We start from the raw sequence: 26435 nt of genomic DNA on the forward strand, positions 1-26435 counted from the left end.
ATTTGGTGTGGCATGTTGAGCTGGCTGCTCAAAAACGATAATGCCGGTTGGGCAACGAAAGATCTTCGCATTCGCGAAGTGATGTCGGGGTCGGGTCGGTATGACGAAGTCGTTAAGGGCAGGCGGTGGATGTCTTGGCGTTGAGAGGCGATGAAGGACGTTGGAACCTGCGATAAGCCCTGGGGAGTTGGTAACCGAGCATTGATCCAGGGATTTCCGAATGGGGAAACCCGGCCCGTTTTACGGGTCACCTACACCCGAATGCATACGGTGTAGGAGTGAACCCGGTGAACTGAAACATCTCAGTAACCGGAGGAAAAGAAAGCAAACGCGATTCCGTAAGTAGCGGCGAGCGAAAGCGGAACAGCCCAAACCAACCTTCGGGTTGGGGTATGGACGTCAATTCGCGAAAGGAACGTGCACATGAATCAGTTGGAAAGCTGAACCAAAGAAGGTGATGGTCCTGTAGTGCGCACCGAACGATTAGTGAGACGGTCCAGAGTAGCACGGAGCTCGTGAAACTCTGTGTGAACATGCGGGGTCCACCCCGTAAGGCTAAATACTACTCAACGACCGATAGTGAACCAGTAAGGTGACTGAACGATGAAAAGTACCCCTATAAGGGGAGTGAAAAGTACCTGAAACCGCTTGCTTACAAGCTGTGGGAGCCTGGGTCGTCTTCGGACGGCGGTGGGTGACCGCGTGCCTTTTGCATAATGAGCCGACGAGTTACTTTCTGTGGCAAGGCTAAGCTGTATCCCAGCGGAGCCGTAGGGAAACCGAGTCTTAAAAGGGCGCCAAGTCGCAGGGAGTAGACGCGAAACTGGGTGATCTACCCATGGGCAGGCTGAAGAAGGGGTAAAACTCTTTGGAGGGCCGAACCCACTAACGTTGAAAAGTTAGGGGATGACCTGTGGGGAGGAGTAAAAGTCTAATCAAACCCAGAGATATCTCGTTCTCCTCGAAATAGCTTTAGGGCTAGCCTCACGTTACACCGTGCGGGGGTAGAGCCACTGAATGGGGCTGGGGGGCCACAAGCCTACCCACCCCAATCAAACTCCGAATACCGCCCGGCTCTGTCGTGGGAGTCAGTCCACGGGGGATAATCTCCGTGGTCGAAAGGGAAACAGCCCAGACCGCCAGTTAAGGTCCCTGAACAAGTCTCAGTTCGACAAGGTAGTTGGATTGCTTTGACAGCCAGTATGTTGGCTTAGAAGCAGCCACCATTTAAAGAGTGCGTAACAGCTCACTGGTCGAGGAATTCAGCGCCGATAATTATCGGGAATCAAGACTTGTACCGAAACTGCGGATCCAATAAGGATGGTAGAGGAGCGTTCCTGTCAGCAGTGAAGCGATTCCGGAAGGGATTGTGGAGCGGCAGGAAGTGAATATGTCGGCTTGAGTAACGATAAACGGAGTGAGAATCTCCGTCGCCGAAAACCTAAGGTTTCCTGGGGAAGGTAAATCCGCCCAGGGTTAGGCGGGTCCTAAGGCGAGGCCGAAAGGCGTAGTCGATGGATAGCAGGTTAATATTCCTGCCCCCTTGTGTGCGGTTGACCCGGCATGACGGATTGCGAAGCTCGCACGGGACAGTGAAGCGTCCAGGCCTCTCAAGGCCGATGTGGGGTGGAGCAGTTCCTAGAAAATCTGTCCGGTGACAAACACAAGGCCCGTACTAAAACTGACACAGGTAGGTGTGGCGAAAAGCCTCAGGCGCTCGAGAAAATGGTTGTGAAGGAACTAGGCAAATTGACCCCGTAAGTTCGCAATAAGGGGGCCCTCCTGGAAACAGAGGGCGCAGAGAATAGGCTCTGGCGACTGTTTATCAAAAACACAGCACTGTGCTAACTCGCAAGAGGATGTATACAGTGTGACGCCTGCTCGGTGCCGGAATGTTAAGGAAGCAGGTTAGCTCTTCGGAGCGAAGCTTGTGACCGAAGCACCGGTAAACAGCGGCCGTAACTATGACGGTCCTAAGGTAGCGAAGTTCCTTGTCGGGTAAGTTCCGACGTGCATGAATGGCGTAACGACTGGAGCACTGTCTCCACAACCAACTCGGTGAAATAGTAGTGGCGGTGAAGATGCCGCCTACCCGCAGCAAGACGGAAAGACCCCGTGGACCTTTACTGCAGGCATATATTGGTTATGGACGTGTATTGCGTAGAATAGGTGGGAGGCTTTGAAGCTGGGATTTCGGTCCTGGTGGAGCCAATAGTGAAATACCACTCTGTATTCGTTTGTGGCCTAACCCCGATTCCCATGAAACTGGGCGGGGGACCGTGTATGCTGGGCGGTTTGACTGGGGCGGTCTCCTCCCAAAGAGTAACGGAGGAGCGCAAAGGTCGGCTCAGCGCGGTTGGAAACCGCGTGTCGAGTGTAAGAGCATAAGCCGGCTTTACTGCGAGTCAGACATGACGAGCAGTCTCGAAAGAGGGCTCTAGTGATCCTGCGATCCCGTGTGGAAGGGTCGTAGCTCATCGGATAAAAGGTACCCCGGGGATAACAGGCTGATCGCTCCCGAGCGTCCATAGCGGCGGAGCGGTTTGGCACCTCGATGTCGGCTCATCACATCCTGGGGCTGTAGGCGGTCCCAAGGGTTGGGCTGTTCGCCCATTAAAGTGGTACGCGAGCTGGGTTCAGACCGGCGTGAGCCAGGTCGGTCCCTATCTGCTGTGGGCGCTGCAACATTGACGGGAGTTCTCCCTAGTACGAGAGGATTGGGAGGGACCCACCCCTGGTGCGCCAGTTGGACCGCTCGGTCCATCGCTGGGTAGCTAAGTGGGGCAGGGATAACCGCTGAAAGCATCTAAGCGGGAAGCCCACCCGAAGATGAATGTTGCACGTCTTTAGACGAGAGACCCCCGGAAGACTACCGGGTTGATAGGCCGCACGTGTACGGGCAGAAATGCCTTTAGCGAAGCGGTACTAATGGTCAAAGACTTCGTCATATCGACCGGGGTCCGTCATCTGCTTCCTGGTTTTCCAGAGAAGTATCATGACAACCACCGGTCGAGCGTTCGTTCGATGTGGTAGCAATGAAACCTGAACATACTTATATACACACGTCGCCGCGACAGCGGCGGCGTGTGCTTGTCGGTGACTATAGGTACGGGGAGACACCTGATCCCATCCCGAACTCAGAAGTTAAGTCCGTGCCGCCGATGATACTGCACAGCGGGAAAGTAGGTTATTGCCGACTCTTTAGCCCCGCGAGGGTAAACCCCTCGCGGGGCTTCCTTTTGTTTTGAGGGACTCGGTATTCTTTCTGTCACTTCATCCGATAGGCAGTAGATTCAGAAGGGCTTTGAGAATGAAATACGCAATAGCAGTGCTTGCGATTGCAGATATGACCGCAGATATCAACGGCTTCAGAAGTAAACAGGCTGTTGCGGAAGCGATTGGCCGTGCAACCTGTGACTTCATCGATGCAGTTAAGACAAAGTAATGAGGTCACATAATGGCTGATAAGAACGATCGCCATAGCTTACGAACATTGTGGTCTCGGGTTTGTGAAAAGCCTTGGTATATCAATGCGATCAGGATTGTGATCCCACTGATCATCATTGGGGCTGCGATCTACATTTACGATGAGCACATCAAGTACCACGTGTTTCCAAAACGTTGGGGCACTGTCGAACAGGGGTTGGTCTATCGTAGTGGGCAGCTCTACCCAGAGGTCTTGCAGCGAATGATAGAGAAGCACAACATTGAATGTGTTCTTGATTTAAATTTGGTGGAGCCAGATAACGAGCTGCAGCAGGCAGAGATTCGAGTATTGGCAGAAATTGGAGTCCCTCGAATTAACACACCACTGATCGGTGATGGCACAGGTGAAGTTGAAAACTATATTTTGGCTGTCTGTGCAGTGCATCGCGCAGTGGAGTCTGGATCGCCTGTTTTGGTTCATTGTGCTGCTGGCTCACAACGAACTGGTGGCGTGATCGCGATCTATCGAATGTTGGTGCAGGGGCAAGATGGTGGTGATGTTTGGAATGAAGCAACGCTTTACAGGTTTACTGGTAGAGATGGCAAGCTGAAGCGTTATCTTGCTCAAAATATGAATACGATTGCTCACAGGCTTGTGGAAGAAGGTGTGATTGAACAGGTGCCTGATCCACTGCCTATATTTGAAAAAAATCTACTTGCTCAGTGAAACTGGCCATGCTGGGGGCCTTAGTGAACCATATCTTCATGCTTCGGCCCATGTCGTGAGCATTTGTGGTCGCGGGGTAGGCCCTTTGGTATCCTCTGCTTCTGCTATTGAAGTTGGGCTAGGTGGAACAGTCGCACCTGCTCAACACGAACTCGGAAGTTCACTGAACTTAGGCGACATGTCTTAACTGGAGGTCTCCCATGACTATTCCGATTCTCGCGCTTGGAGCTGGTGGAATCATCGCTATTTGCGTTGGTGTGGCCATTTTGTTGCTGATCATTATTCTCATTGGAATCTATAACGGGCTCGTCAGTGCTCGGAACCAGGTTAAGAATTCTTTTAGTCAGATCGATGTGCAACTCAATCGCCGTTATGACTTGATTCCAAATCTTGTTGAAACAGCGAAGGGTTACATGAAGCACGAGCGGGAAACGCTTGAATCAGTAACCGAAGCCCGCAATCAAGCGATGGGTGCTTCCAAGGCAGCTGCCGCTGATCCAACGAATGGGGCCAATATGAAAGCCTTGGTTGGTGCAGAGGGGGCTTTGACCGGGGCGCTCGGTCGCCTCATGGTAACCGTCGAGGCGTATCCTGATTTGAAGGCCAGTCAGAATATGATGCAGGTTCAGGAAGAGCTGACATCAACGGAGAACCGCGTGGCTTATTCCCGTCAGGCATATAACGATTCAGTGATGCACTACAACACGAAACGTGAGACATTTCCCAACAGTATTGTCTCTGGCATGTTCAACTTCAATGTGGCTGAGTCCTTTGAGGTTGAATCGGCCGAGGTTAAAAAAGCTCCTAAGGTCAGCTTTAGCTGATCGCATAGAACGCTCTTATGGCTATCAACTTTTTTGCGGCGCAAGCCAAAGCTAAGAAGAAGACCGGTCGGCTTGTGATCCTATTTGGGATTGCGGTGGGCTTGATTATTGCCATCCTCTATGTCATTGGCGCTCTGATTTTGGGAGAGCACGGTGACGATAAAACATGGACGTTTGTTTGGTGGCAGCCTGGGGTTCTGTTGGGTGTTGGTTTGTTTACCCTCGTGGTTGTCGGTGGTGGATCCTTCTACAAACTTGCTGAGCTCTCCCAGGGTGGGGATGTAGTTGCTCGTTCGCTGGGTGGGAAACAATTAGATCCCAGTACGCGAAATACTGATGAGCGGCGAGTTCTTAATGTTGTTGAAGAAATGGCGATTGCCTCTGGTATACCGGTGCCGCCTGTCTACTTGATTGATGATCCGACGATTAATGCTTTTGCGGCCGGGTACCACCCGAAAGATGCGGTCATTGGCGTGACGTCTGGCTGCGTGCAGCAACTTAACCGCGAAGAGCTTCAAGGTGTCATGGCGCATGAATTCAGCCATATTTTTAATGGTGACATGCGTCTGAGCATTCGTCTTATGGGTGTCATTTATGGACTGCTGGTGTTGGGTTTGTTTGGATTGCTTTTAGTTCGTACTGTTGGTTACGGCATGATGTTTAGTCGGCGGTCAAACAACAAAGATAGTGGCCAGGCAGCGTTGGCTATCATCGGGGTTGGTATTGTCTTGATGGTCCTGGGATTCATAGGGACGTTTTTTGGTCGGGTTATTCAAGCTGCGGTATCGAGGCAGCGTGAGTATTTAGCTGATGCGACTGCCGTTCAATACACACGCAATCCCAATGGTATCGGGGGTGCCTTGCGTAAAATTGGAGGTTTGAAGGCGAAGACTACTTTTGACGCACGTGCGAGCGAAATGAATCACATGTTCTTTACGCAAGCAATGTCTTCCATGTTTTCGACGCATCCTCCAATTGCAGATCGTATTTCACGTATTGAGGGCATTCCAGCTTCAGCAGTGCCAACGTCATCGGCGGGTGATGTATCAAGTGTTATGGATTCAAGTGCGGCAGCGGGTTTTGCTGGAGGAGATGGTCAGTCATCTCTGAAGCGATCTCAAATTCATCAGGCTGTCGAGGGTATTGGGTCTATTGATATGGCTCATATTAATCTAGCCCATGAGATCATTGAGGCTATTAACCCCGTTTTACGTGATGCGGCTCATGAGCCCTTTGATGCTCAGGTAATTGTATTTTGTCTACTACTCTCGACAGATAAAAAGATACGCGCGATTCAGTATGAAATGCTTGAGGCAGCATTCGATAAGCAAGCAATTCGTATGACAGTCGATCGGCTTGAGAAGTCAGTGGCACAACTGGATGAGCGACTTCGGTTGCCACTACTTGATCTGGCGATTCCTTCATTGTGCACAATGTCACCTCCTCAGCATCAGCACTTCAGGGAAACAGTCTCAAAACTGATTCGGGCGGATCAAAGCGTTTCACGATTTGAATGGGCCGTCCACGTCGTGCTTGCGCGTCATCTTGATCAACGAATTATTGGGGGGCGAGCGAGTACGAAAGCGACTCACGCACTGAAAAGGCATCACGCTGATGCTGTGGTTGTTCTAGCGACACTTGCTTATCTAGGCGCTCGTGAAAAACAGGCGGCCGAACTTGCGTTCCGAAGTGGCTTGGCGGTGCTCGGTGGTGCTGCATCACGTATGCCTGCAGCAAGTGAATGTGGCTTAGACGCATTAGACACGGCGCTTGGTCGATTAGATCAGGTCAAGTTTTCGGAGCGACAACGTTTTCTTTTGGCTTGCGAGGCATGTATTGCCCAGGATGGCCGCACAACGGTAGCCGAGGCTGAGACATTGCGAGCAATTGCAGATGCTATTAATTGTCCAATGCCACCTATCTTGCAAGAGCAGCAAGCTGCAAAGCCCAAATCAAATGCAGATGACCCGGCCTAGAATTGGGCACCCTTGCTTGGGATAGCTAGGAATGGAAATTGTGGCGTGTTTAAGAAGGTAATCAGATGAACTACTGGAGTGTATTGATAGGGGTGTGGCTTTTCTTTGTGGCTGCGGTGTTGCAGGCATGTCAGCCGAACAGCATGTCTAATCATTCAATTGAGCGATCTGTATCTATTGTGGCAAGCACAAAGGCTGTCATGGGACTCTCAAGTACCGCATTTGATCAGGGGCATGATATTCCCAAGCAATTCACGGCTGATGGCAAAGATGTTTCGCCGCCATTGAGCTGGGCTTCTGTCCCGGAAGGTACGCAGAGTCTTGTGCTGATCGTAGATGATCCATCAGTAGGGCAGAGCCCCTGGGTGCATTGGGTGATCTACGCAATTCCTGCGAGTATGACTGGTTTGGATGCTGGGGTGCCAAACAACCCAACGACAACCTTTGGTGCCATGCAAGGTACTGACTCTTGGGGGACGATTGGGTATCGGGGTCCTTCGCCTCCACCAGGCCAACCACATGAATATCGTTTTCGGCTTTACGCAATAGATGGTATGCCGAACATGATTTCCGGGCTCACGGCGTCTCAAGTGATGAGCCTGCTAAAGGGTCATGTTCTGGCTACAGCAGAAATGACGGCAAGCTACGGCCGTCAGGTTCAGGCGAAATAGATTGATCAGTTGGTCCTTGTTGAAATAGCAATTGAAAGCCGCCACCGAAATGGACATCAATGAGACCATCTCGGTAGCGGTGGTGTGTTAGAAGTTGTAGATCCAGAGGGCGATCAGGCTTTATTTGCACCCGCTTTCCGCAACGACCTGGTCCATTTCTCGGCATACTGCTTCATAGTATTCAGGACAGTGCTCAGCAAAACAGTTCTTCCAAGCATTGGCAGCCTTTTTTGCCGCACTGCATCTTGCTTCTTGGTATTTAGCATCAGCCGCATCAACTTTTTCCTGAGCTTGATCGGAACTCAATGCAGTGTCGACGAGCCATCCGACACCCCCGGCAACAACACCTGTCAATGCACCGATGGCCGCAGTCAGTGGTCCTCCAACCGCTCCTGCAATCGCGCCGCCAACCGCTCCGGTAGCAACATAGCCACCAAGCGAAACCTTCGCACCATCTCCGAATTCTTTAAGGATTTCATTAATCCGGCTCTTATGGATATTGTGAGCATCAGTGAGGTCTTGCGAATAACTAGCTGCTGCTTCGGTCAGGCATTGCTTAAGAGAATCCATGTCACAGAAGACCAACGACTCGCTGTGATTTTCGTTATCTAATCTTCCATAGAGGCGCCCTGCTGACGAGGGGTCATTCGTCTCAACCGTCATGGATTGTTGATTCTCAACGGCCCATTCCAAAAATGGCTGTGATGACATGCCATCAGTGGCCACGAAAGCGATAAAAGCCGCCGCTTGATCGGCCGTAATCAAGCTGGAATCTGAGACCATGGTGAGGGGCATAAAGATGAGCATGCTCTTGAAACCATCATCAAAGTGAATTGCATATCCGACATGCTTATCGGTAGGCCCAAAGCGGGCCGAATGTATGAAGCACTCAACAGTTGTGCCCAGTGGGGTCGGTATGGTGATGCCGTACTGGAGCGGATCAATCGGCCACAAAACGAGGTCAAGAATTGGTGCAATACCCCCTTGTGCCGAGTTGACCACGGTGTAGTTGATTGTGTCGGTGGGTCCTGTTGGTCCAACAGACCAGAGGCCACTGGTATCAGCAATGTAGTTTTCAGTAAATGTATCCATCCAGAGTTGCTTATTGTTTTCTTTAATAAGTTCTGGACGTAAGTTCTGAGGTATTTCAAGGTATGCCTTGGCGATGCCTCTTTCATAAGCCTGCTGTTGATCGAATGGTGCAGTGATACGGGAAAACTGCTCCGTCAGCCTTCCAAGGCTAGGCTGTGACCATGAAGTGCTCGTAGCAGTGGCGGCGTTTATAGACTGAGCATTTGCGATCGAAGGCACAAGAGCACTTGATGCCCAAAATAAAAACAAGAGTAACTGGGAGTAAATTATTCTCTTCAAGCCAAGATCAAATTGCATGGTGAGATCTCCACATTGTGAACTCCTCGTGTAGAGTTCTGGGTGAAAGATATCCTCCTTGCGTCAATGCAAAAGGACATCCGTAATTCAAAGAACTTCACTTTCTTCGAAAACAATGTGACCGGTCATTATTGAATTGCATTTTGAGGAACGTTTGGGGACACCATTCTTCAAAATCATCCACTCATTATTTGATATGCCCTTTGGTCTAGCAGCCTGCGCTGCTTATGTATTCTTTTTTTAAAATGGCTTTTAAGGGTCTCCTCGATGCTGAGACTCTTTTGGCCAATGAGACCACTCATTGGATGTCGATGGCATTATTTTGAGTGTCAGGCAGAGCCGGTTACAATTTCCGCCTAGCCAGTTATGGCTGGGGACAGGTGGCAGAGCGGCTGAATGCGCTGGTCTCGAAAACCAGTATGGCCTCCGGGTCATCGTGGGTTCGAATCCCACCCTGTCCGCTTGTTGTCAATGGAATCGCTTCCTTGTGGGGGCGGCTGTCATCATAAGGAAGATAAAATGTTTAGATCAGAGCCAAAGAGTAAATCCATCGTTGTCATCGCATCACTTGCACTGGTTGCATCTGCGAGCATGCTTTTTGCAGCAGCATTGCTACAGCAAGATCAGTCAACAACTACCCAAGATTCAATGCGGGCAAATCATATGCCTGGTAAGGGCCAGAAATTTTTAGCACAACATTGTGGGGATTGGGCTTGGTCGAGCACGGCAAAGATGAGTCCAGGTGGAGAGTCCAAGACGTATAAAGGCGAGATGAAATCAAACATGTCATTTGATGGCCGGTACATGTTCGAGAGCTTTGAAGGTGATCGTAATCAAGGGCCACATCGATTTGAGGCTCTTAACATTACTGGTTATGACAATAAGCGCAAGGTCTTTGTGAGCTCGTGGCTCGATAATACGATGACCGGTATCTTCACTGCCCAAGGTATGCCAAACGACGATTGGACTGAAATCAACTGGGTGCAAGATCGAACCAACGAGATGACAGGGAAGATTGACAAGTTACGAGTTGTTGAAACCTTCCATGGTCCAGATAAATTTTCAATTGCTGAATACTGGCCTAGTCCAGATGGCAAAGAGTTTAAGGCAGTCGAGATTGAATTTACGAGAATCAGTGGCTAAAAGCTCTGCTTTGGCAATACAGCAAGTGTGCAGCTCCAATGGAAACGTTGGAGCTGTTTCTTGTGGTCTTTGAGATGTAAAAGATTGAAGTGTGTTGTTTTTATAGGCGTGTAAGCACCACGTTGTCTGCACATGCAGAATAGTTACAATTATATTTATATAAATGTTCTGAGTTGATTGTTCCTAGATAAGGAGTGTCGTATGGGTTTCGTTGACGGCGTACTAGTTGATGCGACTGGGGAGTTGGGGCAGTATGTTTATTTTAAACTAAAGAATAAGAAACGCGCTAAAGTATTCAAATCTTTTGCTGAAGAGCACGGGTTGATTTTTTCAGCGAAGCCTTCTGAATACAACGGCGAGATTATGAAGATTCAGGCGCCATCCACAGCGGAACTCAAGAGCCAGGGTAAGCAGCGATTAAGTAGGAAGGCACGGTTTGCCAGTCGCTACTACGGCAACTCGCCTTTTCAGGCAAAGCTCTGGCCATTTGTAAGTAATCGAATGCGTGGCGATTGGCAGTCCAATTGCAATATTGTAGAGGGCAGCTGGAAGGGGCATCTTATGACCTCTTTTGATACGCTTTGGTTTAGTTATGGTGATAATAATAGTGAAGGTGAGTACACCTCAGTATTCGCGCACTGTCATGCACAAATGCCGCAAGTGATCATCACGCCCACTGGAATTCTTTCTTCTCTCAAGCGTGCAGACGAAGGGCAGATATTAAACCTAGGCTATCATCACCAAAAGTTTGAATCCAATGAGTTCAACAAAGCATGGCGTGTGTCCGCAATTGATCAGCGGATGGCAAGCGATTTTATCTCTCAGAAAATGATGGACTATTTGATGGATCATCACAATGAGAAGTGGCATATTGAGCTAAGTCCTGGTGGCATTCTGATCTCAACTGTATTGACACTCAATGTAAAAAAGGTTGAAGCTGCCATGGATATGCTTGCTGGATTTCTCGAGCATGTCGATGAAGATCTACTGCAGCAAGCGGCCCAGTAGTGACTTGTATAAGTTATCATACATGCGCCTATTGTGTTAATTACAGAAGTAGTGGGTACCAAAAACGGAAGGAATGAAAACATGTTGAATGTGAAAAGTAAAAAACGATCGGTTCTATTTCTTGCATCTTTATCGCTGGTTGTTTCGGCTGGCACACTCGTTGCAGCGACACTTATGCAGCAATCAGACCCAGGCGGCATGCAAGAAAAGATGCAAAAAGCGATGGAAGCCTATTCGACCCCAGGTAAGGGACAGAAGTTTCTTGCGCTCCGCGACGGTGAATGGAATTGGATGTGGACCATGTGGATGGGCCCCAATGGGCAGACCATGAGTGCCAAGGGTGAAGTGGATATGGATATTGAATTTGGTGGTCGTTACTTAGTGAGCGAGATCGAGGGCAATATTATTGGCCAGCCACAAAAGTTTAAGGCCCTTAATATTGTTGGATATAACAATGCCCGTAAGGTGTTCGTGAGTTCAATGCTCAGTAGTGAGATAACAGGAATTGATAGCGGTGTGGGTACGCCTAATGCAGATTGGACGCAGATTGATTGGGTGCAGCAGGAAACAAATCCAATGACGGGGAAGGTGGAAGAATACCGAGCTGTTGAAAAGATAGAAGGCCAAGACAAGTTCACAATTACGGAATATCGTAAAGGTCCTGGTGGTAAAGAATATAAATCAGTTCACTTGGTATTTACACGCGATCATGGCCACGACCACGGCCACGATCATGACCATTAATGATGATTAGTAAGCCCGGTTGTTTTGATTGTTCTTTTAGGCAGCTTGGCAATAAGTCAGGCTGAGGTGCCGGCATAGGATCGGAAAGAGTCATTCCACAAGCAGCCATTGATTGTCTTTTAATGCGCGGTGGCACTTCGAAAGGGCCATACTTCCTGGCGCGTGATCTGCCGAGTGACCGGGAGGAGTTGTCACATCTGCTTTTGAGAATGATGGGCTCACCTGATGCTAGGCAAATTGATGGACTCGGTGGTGGAACCTCGCTCACCAGCAAGGTCTGCATCATCTCGCCATCGCAGCGCAAAGATGCAGATGTCGACTATCTGTTCGCACAAGTGCGTGTTAAGAAGAAAGAAGTTGACTTTGACGCAAACTGCGGAAACATGGTCAGTGGGGTTGGTCCCTTTGCGTTAGAGCGGGGCATGGTGCCGCTGCAAGAAGGTGAGACAAAAGTTCGGGTCTACAATTTGAATGTCGGTGAGATCATTCATTTAACGATGCAAACACCAAAGGGTCACTTGACCTATGAGGGTGACACAGAGATCGCAGGTGTGCCTGGTAGGGCAGCTCCGATTCGTATGGACTTTTTCGGCGTGGCAGGTCCGGCGAGTGGGCATCTGTTTCCAACAGGAAGTCCGACTGATGACATTAACGGTGTAGAGGTAACGTGTATTGACAGTGTCAATCCAATCGTCTTGATCGCAGGGACTTCTCTGGGAAAGACGGGGCAGGAGACCAAAGAAGAACTTGATAAAGATCAAAACCTCCTTGAGCAGCTGCAGGCCATACGCATCGAGGCTGGTCAGCGCATGGGGATGGGTGATGTCACAGAACATGTGGTCCCGAAGATTGCTTATTTGTCACCACCGCGCGACGGTGGCACTATTTGTTCTCGCTACTTCACGCCGAATAAGTGCCATGCAGCTCATGCCATCTCTGGTGGCATTGGTATTGGCCTGGCTTGTGTTTCACCGGGAACGGTGGCGGCCCCTTTGGCTAAGGGTATCTCAGGCAGTGAGCCAGACGTTCTTGTTGAGCATTGCTCAGGTCTATTGAAAATCCATCTAAACATCGATTTGAACGAGTCTGACCCAACAAAACGTATTCAGTCAGCCGGAGCGATTCGTACGGCCCGTCCAATTATGGATGGCCGCGTGCTGGTTCCGGAAGGATTGGTGCCCTAATGGCAAGTCCTATGATTTCCTGGCCAGAAGGTAAAGCATTTGCCTTTACGATTGTTGATGACACCGACCATGCAACGGTTGAGCGAGTCAAACCAATTTACGATCTACTTGCAGAAGTGGGTATGCGTACCACCAAGACGGTTTGGGTGGAGCCAACTGACGCAGGAAATTCATACGGCGATGCCCAGACGCTCAGTGATCCTGAATATGCTGCTTTCATTAATGCGTTGAAGAGCGACGGTTTTGAGATTGCATTGCATGGTGTGCGTGGCTGTAGTTCGACGCGGAAGCAGATAGAAGCTGGTCTCCAAAAATACAAAGAGATCATCGGTCAAGATCCAAACATTCATATCAACCACTGTTACAACCAAGACAATGTCTACTGGGGCAAGCAGCGTTTTACGTTCATTCGTCGGTTGCTGCATTTGTATCGAGGCCGCCCCGGTGATAGTCACGGTCACGATCGAAGCAGTGAGCACTATTGGAGTGACTTGCTCAATGAACGGGTTCGGTATGTAAGAGGCCATATTTTCAAAGGCATTAATACACTTGCCTGTGATCCGTATATGCCCGCCTTTGATCCGATGTTCCCCGATGTACGGGCCTGGTTTTCGAGTTCTGATGGTCATGATCCAGAGACGTTCTATGCCTTGCTCGGCAACGAGAATCAAGCATTACTTGAGGAACAAGGAGGCGCGTGCATTGTGTACACCCACCTCGGGTTGCCGGGATTTCGAGACGAGTCTGGAGGGGTACACCCTCGTCTTGAGCAAGCGCTGACGGGCTTGGCCCAACGCAATGGTTGGTTTGTTCCGGCGGAAGAACTACTGGGTTATCTCGCTGGTGGTGCGGGACCGAGTCGTCTGACCTGGTCCAATCGGATGCGCATGCTCTTGCACAAGTGGCTTCGATATTAGCTCGAAGGCCTGTTATCGATCTGAGCTATACATCTTTGGTGGAACCCACCCTCGTTGAGCTGTACTGAGGGAAATTGGGCCTCTCTTGAGAATGAATCATCATGATTGGCTGATTGTGTCTTGAATATAATTCAGGTTGGGGTGTATACTCAGCACGACTGTAAAGATAGGCGATCTAGGTGAACTAGGTAATTGAGGTGTATGTGACCCATTGGCGACAATGGGGGGGCTTACATCGGGCACGGGTGGGTGGTATAGCGGTGGCTTCAGCTATCGTGCTATCACCTGTTTTGTTTGGACAAGAGATCTCGATCTCAGCAAAACAGTTAGCTGCGCCGCCGCAAGACATTATGAGTGGAAGGCTACGGCTGCCTGATCCAGCATTCACTGGGACCTGGTCTGAGTATGGCATGTTGTCCACGGTGATTGAAGCGGGCAAAGGGTCACGTGATCAGGGAGTCTGCCAGATTCCTCTTGCTGGTGCAGCGGATATCGTCGTCTTGGGCAAAGAGTTGTCTACTTGGAAGATCAATTTAATAGATGGGCAAGGGCAGCGTCACGATCTGTTATCTGCACGCGAGGCGGTCTTGGGTGACGGAGGTCCGCTGGGATCATCGCTTGATGCGCTCCGTGTTTCCTTGGCGGATCTGGTGGGTCCTCAAGTCACTTTGGATTTAACGACAAATTCCCAACAAACGGGTCGTCATGCTGCCGTTGTTTTGGTTGATGACGATGTTCCAGTTGGCATGTACGCTTCTCTGAATCATCACCTTCTACATGTCGGTCAGAAGGTTCAAATTGATACCCAGTTCTACAACACACAGAACACCAATAGTCAAACGGTACGGACTCAAGACCGTCAGAGATTAAATCTTGCCATTGTTGAAAGTTGGGCAGATGTTTGGCATGCGAATGGTCATTACGAACGACTTGATTCCGTAGGCGAAAGTGGAATGTTTTCGTTAGATCTTCGGAGCGCCGGTGATGTGACTGTCATGTTAAGTGTCAGGGCAATTGCTTCGGACGGGCGCGCATTCCTACGAACCACAACACATCTGATACATGTTGAAGAACCCAATGAAAAACTAAGTGGTTTCGCTTCAATGGTGGTCGGAAGTGATGGCGATCTTCAGATCTTGATCGGTGTGGATGGTTCCCGTGAAAAAGTGCTGTTAGCGGCAGAATTATGGTCAACGTCTATCGCAGGTGAGGCCAGTCCTGTTTGCTGGGCTGGAGGCATGACGCCACGAGAGCGGGGTGGTCACGACCAGTCAATACGCCGTTTACGACTTGATCTAGCTTGGCTCTCTGGTTTCGATGGACAGTCAACGCTCTCCTTGAAGAACATCCGGATCCAAGATCCAGACTCACTTGTCCCACTTGATATTCAGGCTGAGATGACACTGGACGTATCTGATGCTGTATGGGAAGTTGCCAGTCGTGTTGATGCTCAAGAAACGCCCACCCGCGAACAACTGATGGGGCAGCCGGGGAAGGTTCGTTTTGCTGGTCATTTTTCAGATCATTCCAGCCGGGCTGTTGGTGGACATAACCTGATGCTGATGCACGGTTATTGTTCTGATGGTGTTTCGTTTGAACAATCTGATTATTCAGGGCAGCTTCAGGTCTTCTGGGACCCAGATGTGAACCGAACTCATGATGAGTTTGCATTGGAAATCTGGAACCAGGGTCTTAATTCAAAGTCCTATGGGTTGCTTGGCCATAGTCAAGGTGGGACTGCGGCCTTGCACCTCTACGCATATTATTGGAGCGGCGTTGATTGGGCCCAAGGCGGGCGACTGGTGCAAACACTGGGATCGCCGTTCGAAGGGACAGCGCTTGCTGGCGCTATTGCAGCGCTCGGTGAAGTCTTTGGTATTCAGTGCGGTACCAACTTTGACATGACTTACGATGGAGCTGCATTATGGCTCTCAGGCATCCCCACGTGGGCCCGCCAAGAAACGTATACCAGCACCTCATCCTTCGTTGACGAGTGGTTTAGTTATGACTATTGCCACCTCGCGTCTGATTTGCTTTTAAGTGATCCTGATGATGGCGTTGTTGAGTCCTGGTCAGGACGTATCGATGGCGGCAATGATCTGGGGCATATTGAAGGTTGGTGTCATATTGGAGGGATGGTTGAGCCCCCGGAATGTACAGATCCAGCTCGTAATTCAGATTTCAATGAGAGTGCTGCTCGATGAGAAAACTTCCACTGTCTTTAGGGCTTACATTGCTTTTGCCGAGCTTAGGGCTAGCGGATTTGGCCAATGATTGTGTGAGTCCCGCTATTGCGATTCCAGATGGATTTGCTTCGGGTGTCATGGTTGATCTGGCACCGGTCAATTGCCGAGAAGGTTGCGTGGTGACCGCGGTGAATGTTTCACTTGAGATCAATCATCCATGGATTGGTGATCTGGTCGTGACCCTGGAACATGTTGACACTGGCACATCAATAGCCCTGTTGAATCGCGCCGGTTCTGAGTTCATTGGTTATCCAGGTCCATATGGATGTGGCGGCGACGATATTGATGTGATTCTTAAAGACGATGCGGCGCTCAGTGCACATGAGATCTGCTCGGCGACAGCGATACCAGTACTGATTGGGGAGGCTCGTCCTATTGAATCGCTGAGTGTTTTCGATGGTCTGAGTGCAGCCTCTTCCTGGCGTCTCACGGTTGCCGATGACAGTTTGTACGACCAGGGTATTCTTGTTTCAGCCTGTATCGAGATTGGCTGGTCATCTGATTGCAATGGGAATGGAAGTCCAGATGATGTTGATATCGCCAATGGTCTGAGTACTGATTCAGATGGCAATGGCACACCAGATGAATGTGAGCAGTCACCATGCCCTGCTGATTTTGACGGCAGTGGTTATGTTGGTATCGAAGATTTCAGTTACTTCCTCATCGCTTTTGGTTCCCAAGATGCCAATTTCGATCTGGATGGTAGTGGGTCAGTAGATCTCGGTGATTTCAGTCTCTTCTTGGTTGCCTTTGGCTCATCTTGCCCATCGCCTTAGGATCAGGCCCTCCGGGCTGTTACACTTCCAACCCATGACACGCGTTGCGATCGCTAGCCAATCTGAAACCCCAGCTATTGCAGGGGCTGCAATTGCTGATGCAGGAGGCAATGCTGTTGATGCGGCCCTTGCGGCCGTATTTGCCTCTTGGGTTTGTGAACCTGGATATACAGCTCTTGGTAGCGGTGCATTTATGACCGTTTGGTCACCAGAGCAGGGGGCCACGCCCATCTGTCTCGATGGATTTGCTGAAGTACCTGGCCGGCAGGCGGCCAGCATGGAGAATGCTGGCGGGCAACTCATCAAAATGCCATATGGCGTTGGTGTTGAGACAGGTGTCGGTGCTGCTGCAGTGGCGACGCCCGGGGCATTGCTGGCTGCCGAGACACTCTGGCAACGCTGGGGTAAATTGCCATGGGAAGTACTCTTTGAGCCAGCAATTGATCTGGCCCAAACAGGCTTTGTTCTTTCTGAGTCAGTTCATGCTTACTACGAGGCTGGCGCCCATCTGATTTTTTCGCAGACGCCCGATGCAGCGAGAATCTGTATGAAAGCAGATGGCACGATACATTCGGTAGGCACCAACATCACCATGCCCGATCTAGCAGCATCTTTTGAGCTCATTGCGGCAGAAGGTGCGAAGGCATTTTATCGCGGTGATCTTGGCCACCAAATAGGTGCTTGGATGAAAGACAACGGTGGTTTACTTTCAGCAGCTGATCTTGCTGCCTATGAAGTTGGCATTCGACCTTGTCACCAGACGAGGTCTGGAAATTGGATGCTTGCAACCGCGCCACTTCCAGCTATTGGAGGAGAAACGCTGAAGCATTTGGTGGTTGAGCTCAACAAATCAACTCAGCATGGATTTGATTCGGAGAACGTGAATTTCTTTGCCTGTGCTATGAAAGAGATATTTTCTCGGCGTAATGCAATGCTTTATGGAACGAGTCCTTCAGACACGGGTCTTTCTGAAGGCGAGCAACCAATTTCGGAATCAAGTTCTACGAGCCATGTTTCATCAGTTGATTCCGATGGCTTAGCAGTATCTATTACATCATCTTGCGGCTATTCGGCAGGTGTCATTGTCCCTCAAACGGGAATTCTTCTTAACAACATGCTCGGTGAACAAGAGCTTAATGCTGATGCATCGAAACTCACACCGGGTACGAGGATCATGTCAAACATGTCTCCAGTTGTGGCGCATGGTGATGATGGTTCAGTCATCTCACTGGGCGCAGCTGGCTCGCAACGGATTGTCAGTGCGATTGCACGTGTATGGATGGCTCGGGTACTGGATCCAAACCCAGATGCGGCAGGCATTGATGAGGCAGTTGAGGCTGCTCGGTGCCATATGCGGATGCGAGATGATGGTCCATTACTTGTCTATGAGCCAGGCGTTGACGTCTCTCAGTTCGAGGGCGAGACGGAGGCCTTTGATTCACATCACATGTATTTTGGATGTGTACAGGCAGCACAGTTGTCGGCCAACGGACAGCTCACAGCGAAAGCTGATCCAAGGCGGGCCGGTGGCGTTGCTTTGGGTGGGGCATAAGACGTCAGCCACATCTGCGATATCATGGTTGGCATGAGCGACGCACCCAAGCACCAAGATCATCCTTCAATACCTCAGGCAGTCAGCGCTGAAGCGATCAATAAGGCGGCACTTTCGATCGGACAATCGATTGAGGCGGATCCAGCCTCAGAGCATCTATTTAGTCCGCGGCTACCGGATCGTGATCGAATTCTGAACGTCCTCGATCAATTGAGATGGATGTTGTTCCCGGGTTTTTTTGGCCCCCGAGATTTTGGACCTGACGGTCTTCATCATCATTTGAAAAGTCTATTGGAGCGCATCTCAGTAGATTTTCAGGCACAGGTCGAAGCGGCCTTGCGGTATGAAGAGGCCCTCGACGGAAACACTGGTAGTGAGCATTGCTCGGCCCGAGCAATCGAGATTGTTCAAACCATGTTCGAGCGGCTTCCGGAGATTCGCAGGTTATTGAGCTTAGACATGCAGGCCGCATTTGATGGTGATCCTGCGGCACGCCATACCGACGAGACAATACTCTGCTATCCAGGCCTTTACGCCATTAGCGTGCATCGAATTGCTCATGAACTTTTTCTCATGGGTGTTCCTTTAATCCCAAGGATCATGTCAGAGGAAGCTCATAGTAAGACTGGAATCGATATTCACCCTGGTGCTCAGATTGGCGAACGTTTTTTTGTCGATCATGGAACTGGTGTTGTTATTGGTGAGACTGCTGAGATTGGCAGCAACTGCAAGCTGTATCAAGGAGTCACTATTGGTGCTACAGCTTTTCTTCGCGACGAATCCGGTCGACTCAAACGCGGTATCAAGCGCCATCCGACACTCAAAGACAATGTGACTGTTTTTGCTGGGGCCTCGATACTCGGCGGTGCAACGGTGATTGGTGAAGGTTCAGTCATTAATGGCGGTGTGTTTCTGACCCACTCGGTGCCACCAGAGCATATTGTCAGAGCGCCCAAGGCAGATGTGCGTTTACGATCGGCGCCCGGATCGAAAACCCGAAAATCCTAGGCGCTAACTGATGAAGTAACCGAATGATCCGGGTGTGGTACAATGGCCTGTATGAAGCATTTAGCTCATCGCTTAACGAAGAAACAGTTGTTTTTGCAGGGCAAATACCATGGTAAATAAGGACCCATTCGGGGTAATCGAGACGCTGGATACGGCTGTCGGGCCTCGGCGTATTTTTAGTATTCCCAAACTGACGGGGCAGCAGGGCGTAGGCGATCTTGATGCCATGCCATATAGCATCAAGATTCTTCTTGAGTGTTGTCTTCGCCATATTGATGGTGAGATTGTTTCGAAAGAAGATGTACTCAATGTCGCTTCTTATGATGCAACCAATGTACTACCTGTTGAAATTCCATACATGCCCACGCGCGTTCTTCTTCAAGACTTCACAGGCGTGCCAGCAGTCGTTGATTTGGCAGCAATGCGGGATGCAGTCGTTGGATTAACTGGTGATGATGCAAGTGCTCAAAAAGTAAATCCGCTGGTTCGATGCGATCTGGTGATCGATCACTCTGTTCAGGTTGATGCGTTCAATTCTGGAATGGCTTTGACAATTAACTCTGATAAAGAGTTTGAGCGAAATCTTGAGCGATATGAACTTCTAAAGTGGGCCCAAACCGCATTTGATAATTTTCATGTGGTACCGCCTGCAACCGGTATTTGTCACCAGGTTAATCTGGAGTACCTTGGCAAAGTTATCTGGGATGACGGCCAAGACTTGTTTCCCGATAGTCTTGTCGGAACAGATTCACATACAACCATGATCAATGGTTTATCAGTCATGGGTTGGGGCGTTGGTGGTATCGAGGCCGAAGCGGTGATGGTCGGGCAGCCAATCTACATGCTCATTCCGGAAGTCGTTGGTTTTAAATTTACAGGGCATCTTGCAGAAGGCACGACCGCCACGGATCTTGTATTGCGTGTTACTGAAATGTTGCGTGCCCATGGTGTGGTTGGAAAGTTTGTTGAGTACTTTGGCCCAGGATTGGCTGAGATTCCATTGGCAAACCGAGCCACTATTGCGAATATGGCGCCAGAATATGGTGCAACAATGGGCTTCTTTCCGACTGATGAACAGACCCTTAAGTACCTTTCGTTTACCGGGCGTGATGAAAAACACTGCCAAGCCGTAGAGCAGTACTGTAAGGCTCAAGGCCTTTGGCATAAGAGTGATGCGCCGGTGTGTTACTCCAGTACATTAGAACTTGATCTGTCAACTATCGAGCCAGCACTCGCGGGGCCAAAGCGCCCTCAGGATCGCATCAACTTGGCTGATATGAAATCAACTTGGCACGAGGCGAGGCGTGCGACGTTTGGTCATGAGCATCCCGCAGCGGGTGAATCTCAGCGAGGATGGGGTGCCAATGATGGTGGTACCGCAGTTGCTGAGCAGTCACAAGTTGCTCAAGTGAGTTGTCAAGATGAACAGTTTACTTTAGCTGATGGTGCAGTTGTTATCGCTGCGATTACAAGTTGTACAAACACGAGTAATCCAGATGTGATGATTGGCGCCGGTCTGCTGGCGCGAAAAGCAGCAGAGCGAGGGCTGAGCAGAGCGCCATGGGTAAAGACATCGCTCGCTCCTGGATCTAAGGTCGTCACTCAATACCTTGAAAAAGGTAACTTGATGGATGATCTAGAAAAAATGGGCTTTTACCTCGTGGGTTATGGATGCACAACGTGTATTGGCAACTCAGGTCCACTGCCTGAAGCTATCAGTAAAGCAATTAATGATCATGATTTGGTTGCCTGCAGCGTGCTCAGTGGTAATCGAAACTTTGAAGGTCGGATTTCCCCTGATTGCAAGGCAAACTATTTAGCTTCTCCGCCGCTGGTTGTTGCTTACGCAATTGCTGGCACCATCGATATCGATCTCACCTCTGAGCCTCTTGGGCAAGATCCATCAGGTGAGGATGTCTATCTACGCGATATATGGCCAAGTCAGACCGAGGTCGAGGATCTGAAGTCAGTGTGCCTGACGCGGGAGCAGTTTGTCGAGCAGTACAGTGATGTGTTTGATGGGGCAGAAGAATGGCAGTCAATCGAAGTCACTGGTGGCAATCGTTTTGCCTGGTCTGATGACAGTACATACATTCATAATCCGCCATTCTTTGCAGGCATGACCATGGAGGTCTCACCGATTGAACCAATTTACGGCGCTCGAGTGCTTTGTAAATTGGGAACATCGGTCACCACGGATCACATATCGCCAGCAGGTGCTATTGCAACTGATTCACCAGCGGGGCAATGGCTGATTGAGCACGGTGTCGAAAAGTCGATGTTCAATAGCTTTGGCTCTCGTCGCGGCAATGATCTTGTGATGACCAGAGGAACATTCGGAAATATTCGAGTACGTAATGAAATGGCGCCAGGTAAAGAGGGTGGCTTTACGACGGATCTTTTGGATGGAAAAGTGAAGTCCATTTTCGAGGCAAGTTGTCATTACAAGGACGAGGGTATTCCACTCGTTGTGCTGGCCGGGAAAGACTATGGCATGGGTTCGTCACGCGATTGGGCAGCGAAGGGGACGATGCTTTTAGGTGTGCGAGCAGTTATTGCTGAAAGCTTTGAGCGTATTCACCGCAGCAACCTTATTGGTATGGGGGTGGTGCCTCTTTGCTTCAAAGATGGGCAAAGTGCTGAGACCCTAGGATTAGATGGCAGTGAAACATTTAGCATTGAAATAGATGACCAAGTAAAACCGCGGCAAGATATCAAGGTCACTGCTACAAAATCAGATGGCACCAATGTCGACTTTAGTACAAGCTGCCGACTCGATACACCTGTAGAAGTGACGTACTACCGTAACGGTGGAATTCTTCAGACGGTGCTGAGGCGTATGGCATCTTCATAGTGATGTGCCCGGTTTCGTAAGTACAGCGACCATTTTCTTTTCGAGCCTGAGCACAAAAAGAACGAGCCCATCTTTGCCACTCATTGGAAGTGTTGCCGAGACCGCATCAGGATCAACGGCTTTCCCACGAGTACGCACGGTGCTGACCTTGTATTCATTTTTATTAAGCCAGAGGCGCACGTTCCTCGTTCGCCATGGCATGAGGTGTACGACTTCGTAAGTACGCAGCCATGGTGAGCGGACCGGTGTATCACTTGTCAGGAGTCCAAGGCCAGGTGCGGCTTCAAAAAGGCATTCGCGTTCTGGGAGGCAGCCTAAAAGACCAGCTCGCTCAAGGGCTGGATCAGCTTCGAACAACAGCCCATCGATCCCAGGCTGTGCTCGAAAACGCGGCCGTTGTGGGATGCCACTGAGAGAAATGCCAGCTGAGACATTGGTGGCTGTGTAGTGGCCAGGATGGTGGGCCAATGTCCCTCGCCACCAGGTGGTTTCATAGAGACGCCTGCCGTCACCAATCACTTCAACCTCATCGGTTTTTGAGAGGGGTATTTGTTCGAAGTCAACGCCTGGTCCTAGTTTGATGGCTGCTTGGGGTAGTAATTGAGTGAGGCCCCTAATCGTTTCATCGCCCGGGATTAAGTCAGCATAATTCCAGAGGCGTTTGCCATGGAGGCGTCTACTGGGATCAATGTGCCAGGCATCAGACTGCTTAATGCTGGCCTGCGCGCTTGAATCAGTTATGTCGAGCTCGCGCGCTGGGCAATGCGCATTATGTTCTGTCATCCAAACGCGAGTCGGGTCAATATCGAAGCCGGTGACTTTCGTCACGCGGGCTAATTCAATGGCATCGCCGCCGATTCCACAACACAGATCAGCGACCTGTCCCAGATCAGTGAAACGAGCCGCTTTATGTCTTGCGATCGCTGTACCTGAAGCTTGCTCAACACCCTCGATATCAGCGATGAGCCGCTGAGGATCTTCGAACTTACTGGTGGCACGAGCTCGTGCATCGAGTAGTTTCATCGCTGCTGAGATCTGCTCCAATGACCATGTCTTGCGGAGCTTCGTGAGGCCTGCAACATCATGCTGATCAATCTTTGCAGCCGCCTCAATGAGCTGGCAGCCGTCTTGGGTTGCCAGATATTGCCAAAGCGCTAGCCGGAGTTGTTGTGGAGAGGCGTTCAAATCACTTCCATGCTAACGAGCCTGAGAGAATTGGCGAAGGTATCAACGCAGCCTAGCTGTGATTTGACGCTCGCCTGTGAAGTCAGGGATATGCAAAAATGCACTGTTTATTTCCAACAGCGTTCTTGAGTTGTCTATGAAAGAGCCATGAGTTGGATCATGGACGCATTGGATATTTGGCTTGGATTCACGCAGCCTTATGCCCGCCTAGAGGTGGCACAGGCCGGCTTTGAGGCAGATCGTGTGATGGACTATTGCCCATGCTGCGGTAGCAGTGTTGGGCGCGGTGAGGTTCATGTCTGGAAGGATCGTTTGTGTTGTACAGAATGTCGGTATCGGGTTCATGCAGTCAGTCGGGTCATTCGACTCGGGCCTTATTGTTCACCGCTGCGTCCTTGGATATTGCAGATCAAGTTCCACCGGTGGGAACCCCTTGCTCAAGAGCTGGGACGCTGCCTTGCGCAACAGGTTCGAGATCGATACCGCCAACAAGCTAAGGCCATGGTTGTGGTACCGATTCCCATGTCGCCATGGCGTCATCTGGTGCGAGGTATTGATCACACCCACATCTTGGCACAGGCGGTGGCGAAAGAGTTGGGGGCCCCCTTAGAGAGACCGCTCTCTGTTCGCTGGGGCTGCTCTAGGCGACCCCAGGCCGGATTGTCGTCGTCACTTCGCCGACGAATGCCTGCGACTCGTTGGCGACTATCAAAGCGTCTGGTGGGGACGATTCGCAATAGGCATATCTTGCTTATTGATGACGTTCTTACCACTGGAGCGACGCTGAATACGGCTGCAGGGGCGATGAGGGCAGCCAGCCCCAGATCGATCACAGCAGCCGTACTTGCGGTGTCTGATAGGGGCCGTGGGGGAGCTAAAATATCTAAATGACCCAGAAGGCGAACCAGTCGCTGGTTTGGTCCGTATATATCAGGTTGCCCATATTTCCTGGCAAGGTTGACACCTCGCATAGCCTGGGTACTATTGTCGTTCTGGCCCGCTGGCGCGATGCAGCGGGTCTCGCCATTCTATAGGCGTTGAGCCAGCGATCGGTGCTGGTTCGGATTGCTCTTTGAAAAGTGAACAGCCAAATAAGCTACGCGGGTGTGATCATTTCATGACAAACAGCACAGTTGTCATTGAAATGTGAAACCCCAATTCGGTAATCAATTTTCACAGATTGATTACCACCCCTTGAGCAACCGCGTGTTCGTAACGCCAATCATGTTGATTGACTGTTGCTGGTTTCTCAAGGTGCTTTAGTAAAGCAGGGTGGACTAGCCGTCCACCCACATCGTGCATGTAAGTGTGCGATGTAGACCGCGGGCAGCAATAGCTGTCCGTACCAGGTCTACTTTTCAAGATCGTTTTCATGTTGCTTGCAACATGTAGACAACGAATAAAAATTGAAGAGTTTGATCCTGGCTCAGATTGAACGCTGGCGGCATGGCTAAAACATGCAAGTCGAACGGTTAAAGCCCCTTCGGGGGTGTATAGAGTGGCGAAAGGGCGAGGAATACGTTTCTACGTACCCCGAGGTCAGGGATAGCCCAGGGAAACCTGGTGTAATACCTGATGTGGTCTCCGGATCAAAGATTTATCGCCTTGGGAGCGGGGAACGTCCTATCAGGTTGTTGGTGAGGTAACGGCTCACCAAGCCTTAGACGGGTAGCGGGTGTGAGAGCATGACCCGCCGCATCGGGACTGAGACACTGCCCGGACTCCTACGGGAGGCTGCAGTAACGAATCTTCCGCAATGCGCGAAAGCGTGACGGAGCAATGCCGCGTGCAGGATGAAGCCCTTCGGGGTGTAAACTGCTGTCAGAGACTAGGAACACAATGACCAATCTCAAAGGAAGGGCCGGCTAACTTCGTGCCAGCAGCCGCGGTAATACGAAGGGCCCGAGCGTTATTCGGAATCACTGGGCTTAAAGCGTACGTAGGCGGATGCGCAGGCATCATGTGAAATCCCTCGGCTCAACCGAGGAACTGCATGGTGAACCTCGCATCTTGAGGCAAGCAGGGGCTGTCGGAACGATAGGTGGAGTGGTGAAATGCGTTGATATCTATCGGAACACCAAAGGTGAAGACAGGCAGCTGGGCTTGTCCTGACGCTGATGTACGAAAGCGTGGGGAGCGAACGGGATTAGATACCCCGGTAGTCCACGCCGTAAACGATGTGCACTAGGTCGAGGGGGTTTTGACGCCATTCTCGGCCGAAGCGAAAGTGTTAAGTGCACCGCCTGGGGAGTACGGTCGCAAGGCTAAAACTCAAAGGAATTGACGGGGGCTCACACAAGCGGTGGAGCATGTGGCTTAATTCGAAGCAACGCGAAGAACCTTATCCTGGATTTGACATGTACGAATTAGCCCGGGGAAACTCGGGTGACGCCTTCGGGTGGAACGTACACAGGTGCTGCATGGCTGTCGTCAGCTCGTGCTGTGAAGTGTCGGGTTAAGTCCCTTAACGAGCGCAACCCCTATCGCTAGTTGCCAACAGGTAATGCTGGGGACTCTAGCGAGACTGCCGGTGTTAAACCGGACGAAGGTGGGGATGACGTCAAGTCCGCATGGCCTTTATATCCAGGGCTGCACACGTGCTACAATGGCAGGTACAGAACGAAGCAATACCGCGAGGTGGAGCAAATCGCTAAAGCCTGCCCCAGTTCGGATTGCAGGCTGCAACTCGCCTGCATGAAGTTGGAATCGCTAGTAATCGGGGATCAGCTACGCCCCGGTGAATACGTTCCTGAGCCTTGTACACACCGCCCGTCAAGTCATGGAAGCTGGTAGTGCCCGAAGTCG

At 50.5% G+C, this 26435-nt stretch carries 18 protein-coding genes, 1 tRNA gene and 3 rRNA genes; 20 read left to right on the top strand and 2 right to left on the bottom strand.

The window, feature by feature from the left end; translation table 11 throughout:
• Positions 1-102 precede the first annotated feature (102 nt).
• The 7 genes from P8J86_12515 to P8J86_12545 all read left to right on the top strand — a co-directional run bounded on the left by P8J86_12515 (position 103) and on the right by P8J86_12545 (position 7624).
• A 23S ribosomal RNA gene (locus P8J86_12515) occupies positions 103-2948 on the top strand.
• Between the two features lie 144 nt (positions 2949-3092).
• A 5S ribosomal RNA gene (gene rrf / locus P8J86_12520) occupies positions 3093-3199 on the top strand.
• A gap of 111 nt (positions 3200-3310) precedes the next feature.
• Positions 3311-3445, top strand: a complete 135-nt coding sequence (locus P8J86_12525; GenBank protein ID MDG2055516.1) for a hypothetical protein — start codon at positions 3311-3313, stop codon at positions 3443-3445.
• Between the two features lie 12 nt (positions 3446-3457).
• Positions 3458-4153, top strand: a complete 696-nt coding sequence (locus tag P8J86_12530; GenBank protein MDG2055517.1) for a tyrosine-protein phosphatase — start codon at positions 3458-3460, stop codon at positions 4151-4153.
• A 200-nt stretch (positions 4154-4353) separates the two neighbouring features.
• The gene (locus tag P8J86_12535) at positions 4354-4977 is read left to right on the top strand and encodes a LemA family protein (GenBank protein ID MDG2055518.1); all 624 of its coding nucleotides are present in this window, start codon (positions 4354-4356) and stop codon (positions 4975-4977) included.
• Between the two features lie 17 nt (positions 4978-4994).
• On the top strand, positions 4995-6953 hold the full coding sequence (locus tag P8J86_12540; protein MDG2055519.1) for a M48 family metallopeptidase: 1959 nt from the start codon (positions 4995-4997) through the stop codon (positions 6951-6953).
• A 65-nt stretch (positions 6954-7018) separates the two neighbouring features.
• Positions 7019-7624 (top strand): YbhB/YbcL family Raf kinase inhibitor-like protein, encoded by a 606-nt coding sequence (locus tag P8J86_12545; GenBank protein MDG2055520.1) that lies wholly within the window; start codon positions 7019-7021, stop codon positions 7622-7624.
• 120 nt (positions 7625-7744) lie between these two features.
• Here P8J86_12545 and P8J86_12550 read toward each other — a convergent pair whose 3' ends face one another.
• The gene (locus tag P8J86_12550) at positions 7745-9013 is read right to left on the bottom strand and encodes a hypothetical protein (protein MDG2055521.1); all 1269 of its coding nucleotides are present in this window, start codon (positions 9011-9013) and stop codon (positions 7745-7747) included.
• A gap of 374 nt (positions 9014-9387) precedes the next feature.
• Between P8J86_12550 and P8J86_12555 the strand changes: the two genes are divergently transcribed.
• From P8J86_12555 to acnA, 11 genes are all read left to right on the top strand, one after another.
• Positions 9388-9474 (top strand) — tRNA-Ser (locus P8J86_12555).
• Between the two features lie 58 nt (positions 9475-9532).
• Entirely contained in the window at positions 9533-10156 is a 624-nt protein-coding gene (locus P8J86_12560; GenBank protein MDG2055522.1) for a DUF1579 family protein, read from the top strand.
• Positions 10157-10357: 201 nt separating this feature from the next.
• Entirely contained in the window at positions 10358-11164 is an 807-nt protein-coding gene (locus P8J86_12565; protein MDG2055523.1) for a hypothetical protein, read from the top strand.
• A gap of 81 nt (positions 11165-11245) precedes the next feature.
• A complete protein-coding gene (locus tag P8J86_12570) occupies positions 11246-11908 on the top strand; it encodes a DUF1579 family protein (protein MDG2055524.1) in 663 nt (220 codons plus the stop codon).
• Between the two features lie 107 nt (positions 11909-12015).
• The gene (locus P8J86_12575) at positions 12016-13092 is read left to right on the top strand and encodes a 4-oxalomesaconate tautomerase (GenBank protein ID MDG2055525.1); all 1077 of its coding nucleotides are present in this window, start codon (positions 12016-12018) and stop codon (positions 13090-13092) included.
• Complete coding sequence (locus P8J86_12580; GenBank protein MDG2055526.1) at positions 13092-14009, top strand: hypothetical protein; 918 nt, start codon at positions 13092-13094, stop codon at positions 14007-14009. The genes P8J86_12575 and P8J86_12580 overlap by 1 nt, the downstream gene beginning before the upstream one ends.
• 260 nt (positions 14010-14269) lie before the next feature.
• The gene (locus P8J86_12585; protein MDG2055527.1) at positions 14270-16213 is read left to right on the top strand and encodes a hypothetical protein; all 1944 of its coding nucleotides are present in this window, start codon (positions 14270-14272) and stop codon (positions 16211-16213) included.
• A complete protein-coding gene (locus P8J86_12590; GenBank protein ID MDG2055528.1) occupies positions 16210-17031 on the top strand; it encodes a GC-type dockerin domain-anchored protein in 822 nt (273 codons plus the stop codon). Before P8J86_12585 ends, P8J86_12590 begins: the two co-directional genes overlap by 4 nt.
• Positions 17032-17065: 34 nt before the next feature.
• Complete coding sequence (locus tag P8J86_12595) at positions 17066-18583, top strand: gamma-glutamyltransferase (GenBank protein ID MDG2055529.1); 1518 nt, start codon at positions 17066-17068, stop codon at positions 18581-18583.
• Positions 18584-18616: 33 nt separating this feature from the next.
• Positions 18617-19591, top strand: a complete 975-nt coding sequence (locus P8J86_12600) for a hypothetical protein (protein MDG2055530.1) — start codon at positions 18617-18619, stop codon at positions 19589-19591.
• 109 nt (positions 19592-19700) lie between these two features.
• Positions 19701-22445, top strand: coding sequence for an aconitate hydratase AcnA (acnA, locus tag P8J86_12605; GenBank protein ID MDG2055531.1), 2745 nt, complete (start codon positions 19701-19703; stop codon positions 22443-22445).
• On the opposite strand, the gene P8J86_12610 is transcribed toward acnA, so the two are convergent.
• The gene (locus tag P8J86_12610; protein MDG2055532.1) at positions 22440-23630 is read right to left on the bottom strand and encodes a hypothetical protein; all 1191 of its coding nucleotides are present in this window, start codon (positions 23628-23630) and stop codon (positions 22440-22442) included. The genes acnA and P8J86_12610 overlap by 6 nt on opposite strands.
• A gap of 147 nt (positions 23631-23777) precedes the next feature.
• Between P8J86_12610 and P8J86_12615 the strand changes: the two genes are divergently transcribed.
• Positions 23778-24521 (top strand): phosphoribosyltransferase family protein, encoded by a 744-nt coding sequence (locus P8J86_12615; GenBank protein MDG2055533.1) that lies wholly within the window; start codon positions 23778-23780, stop codon positions 24519-24521.
• 512 nt (positions 24522-25033) lie between these two features.
• Positions 25034-26435, top strand: a 16S ribosomal RNA gene (locus P8J86_12620); the annotation flags it as partial.

This window comes from Phycisphaerales bacterium, from assembly GCA_029268515.1.
In the GTDB taxonomy this organism is placed as follows: domain Bacteria; phylum Planctomycetota; class Phycisphaerae; order Phycisphaerales; family SM1A02; genus JAQWNP01.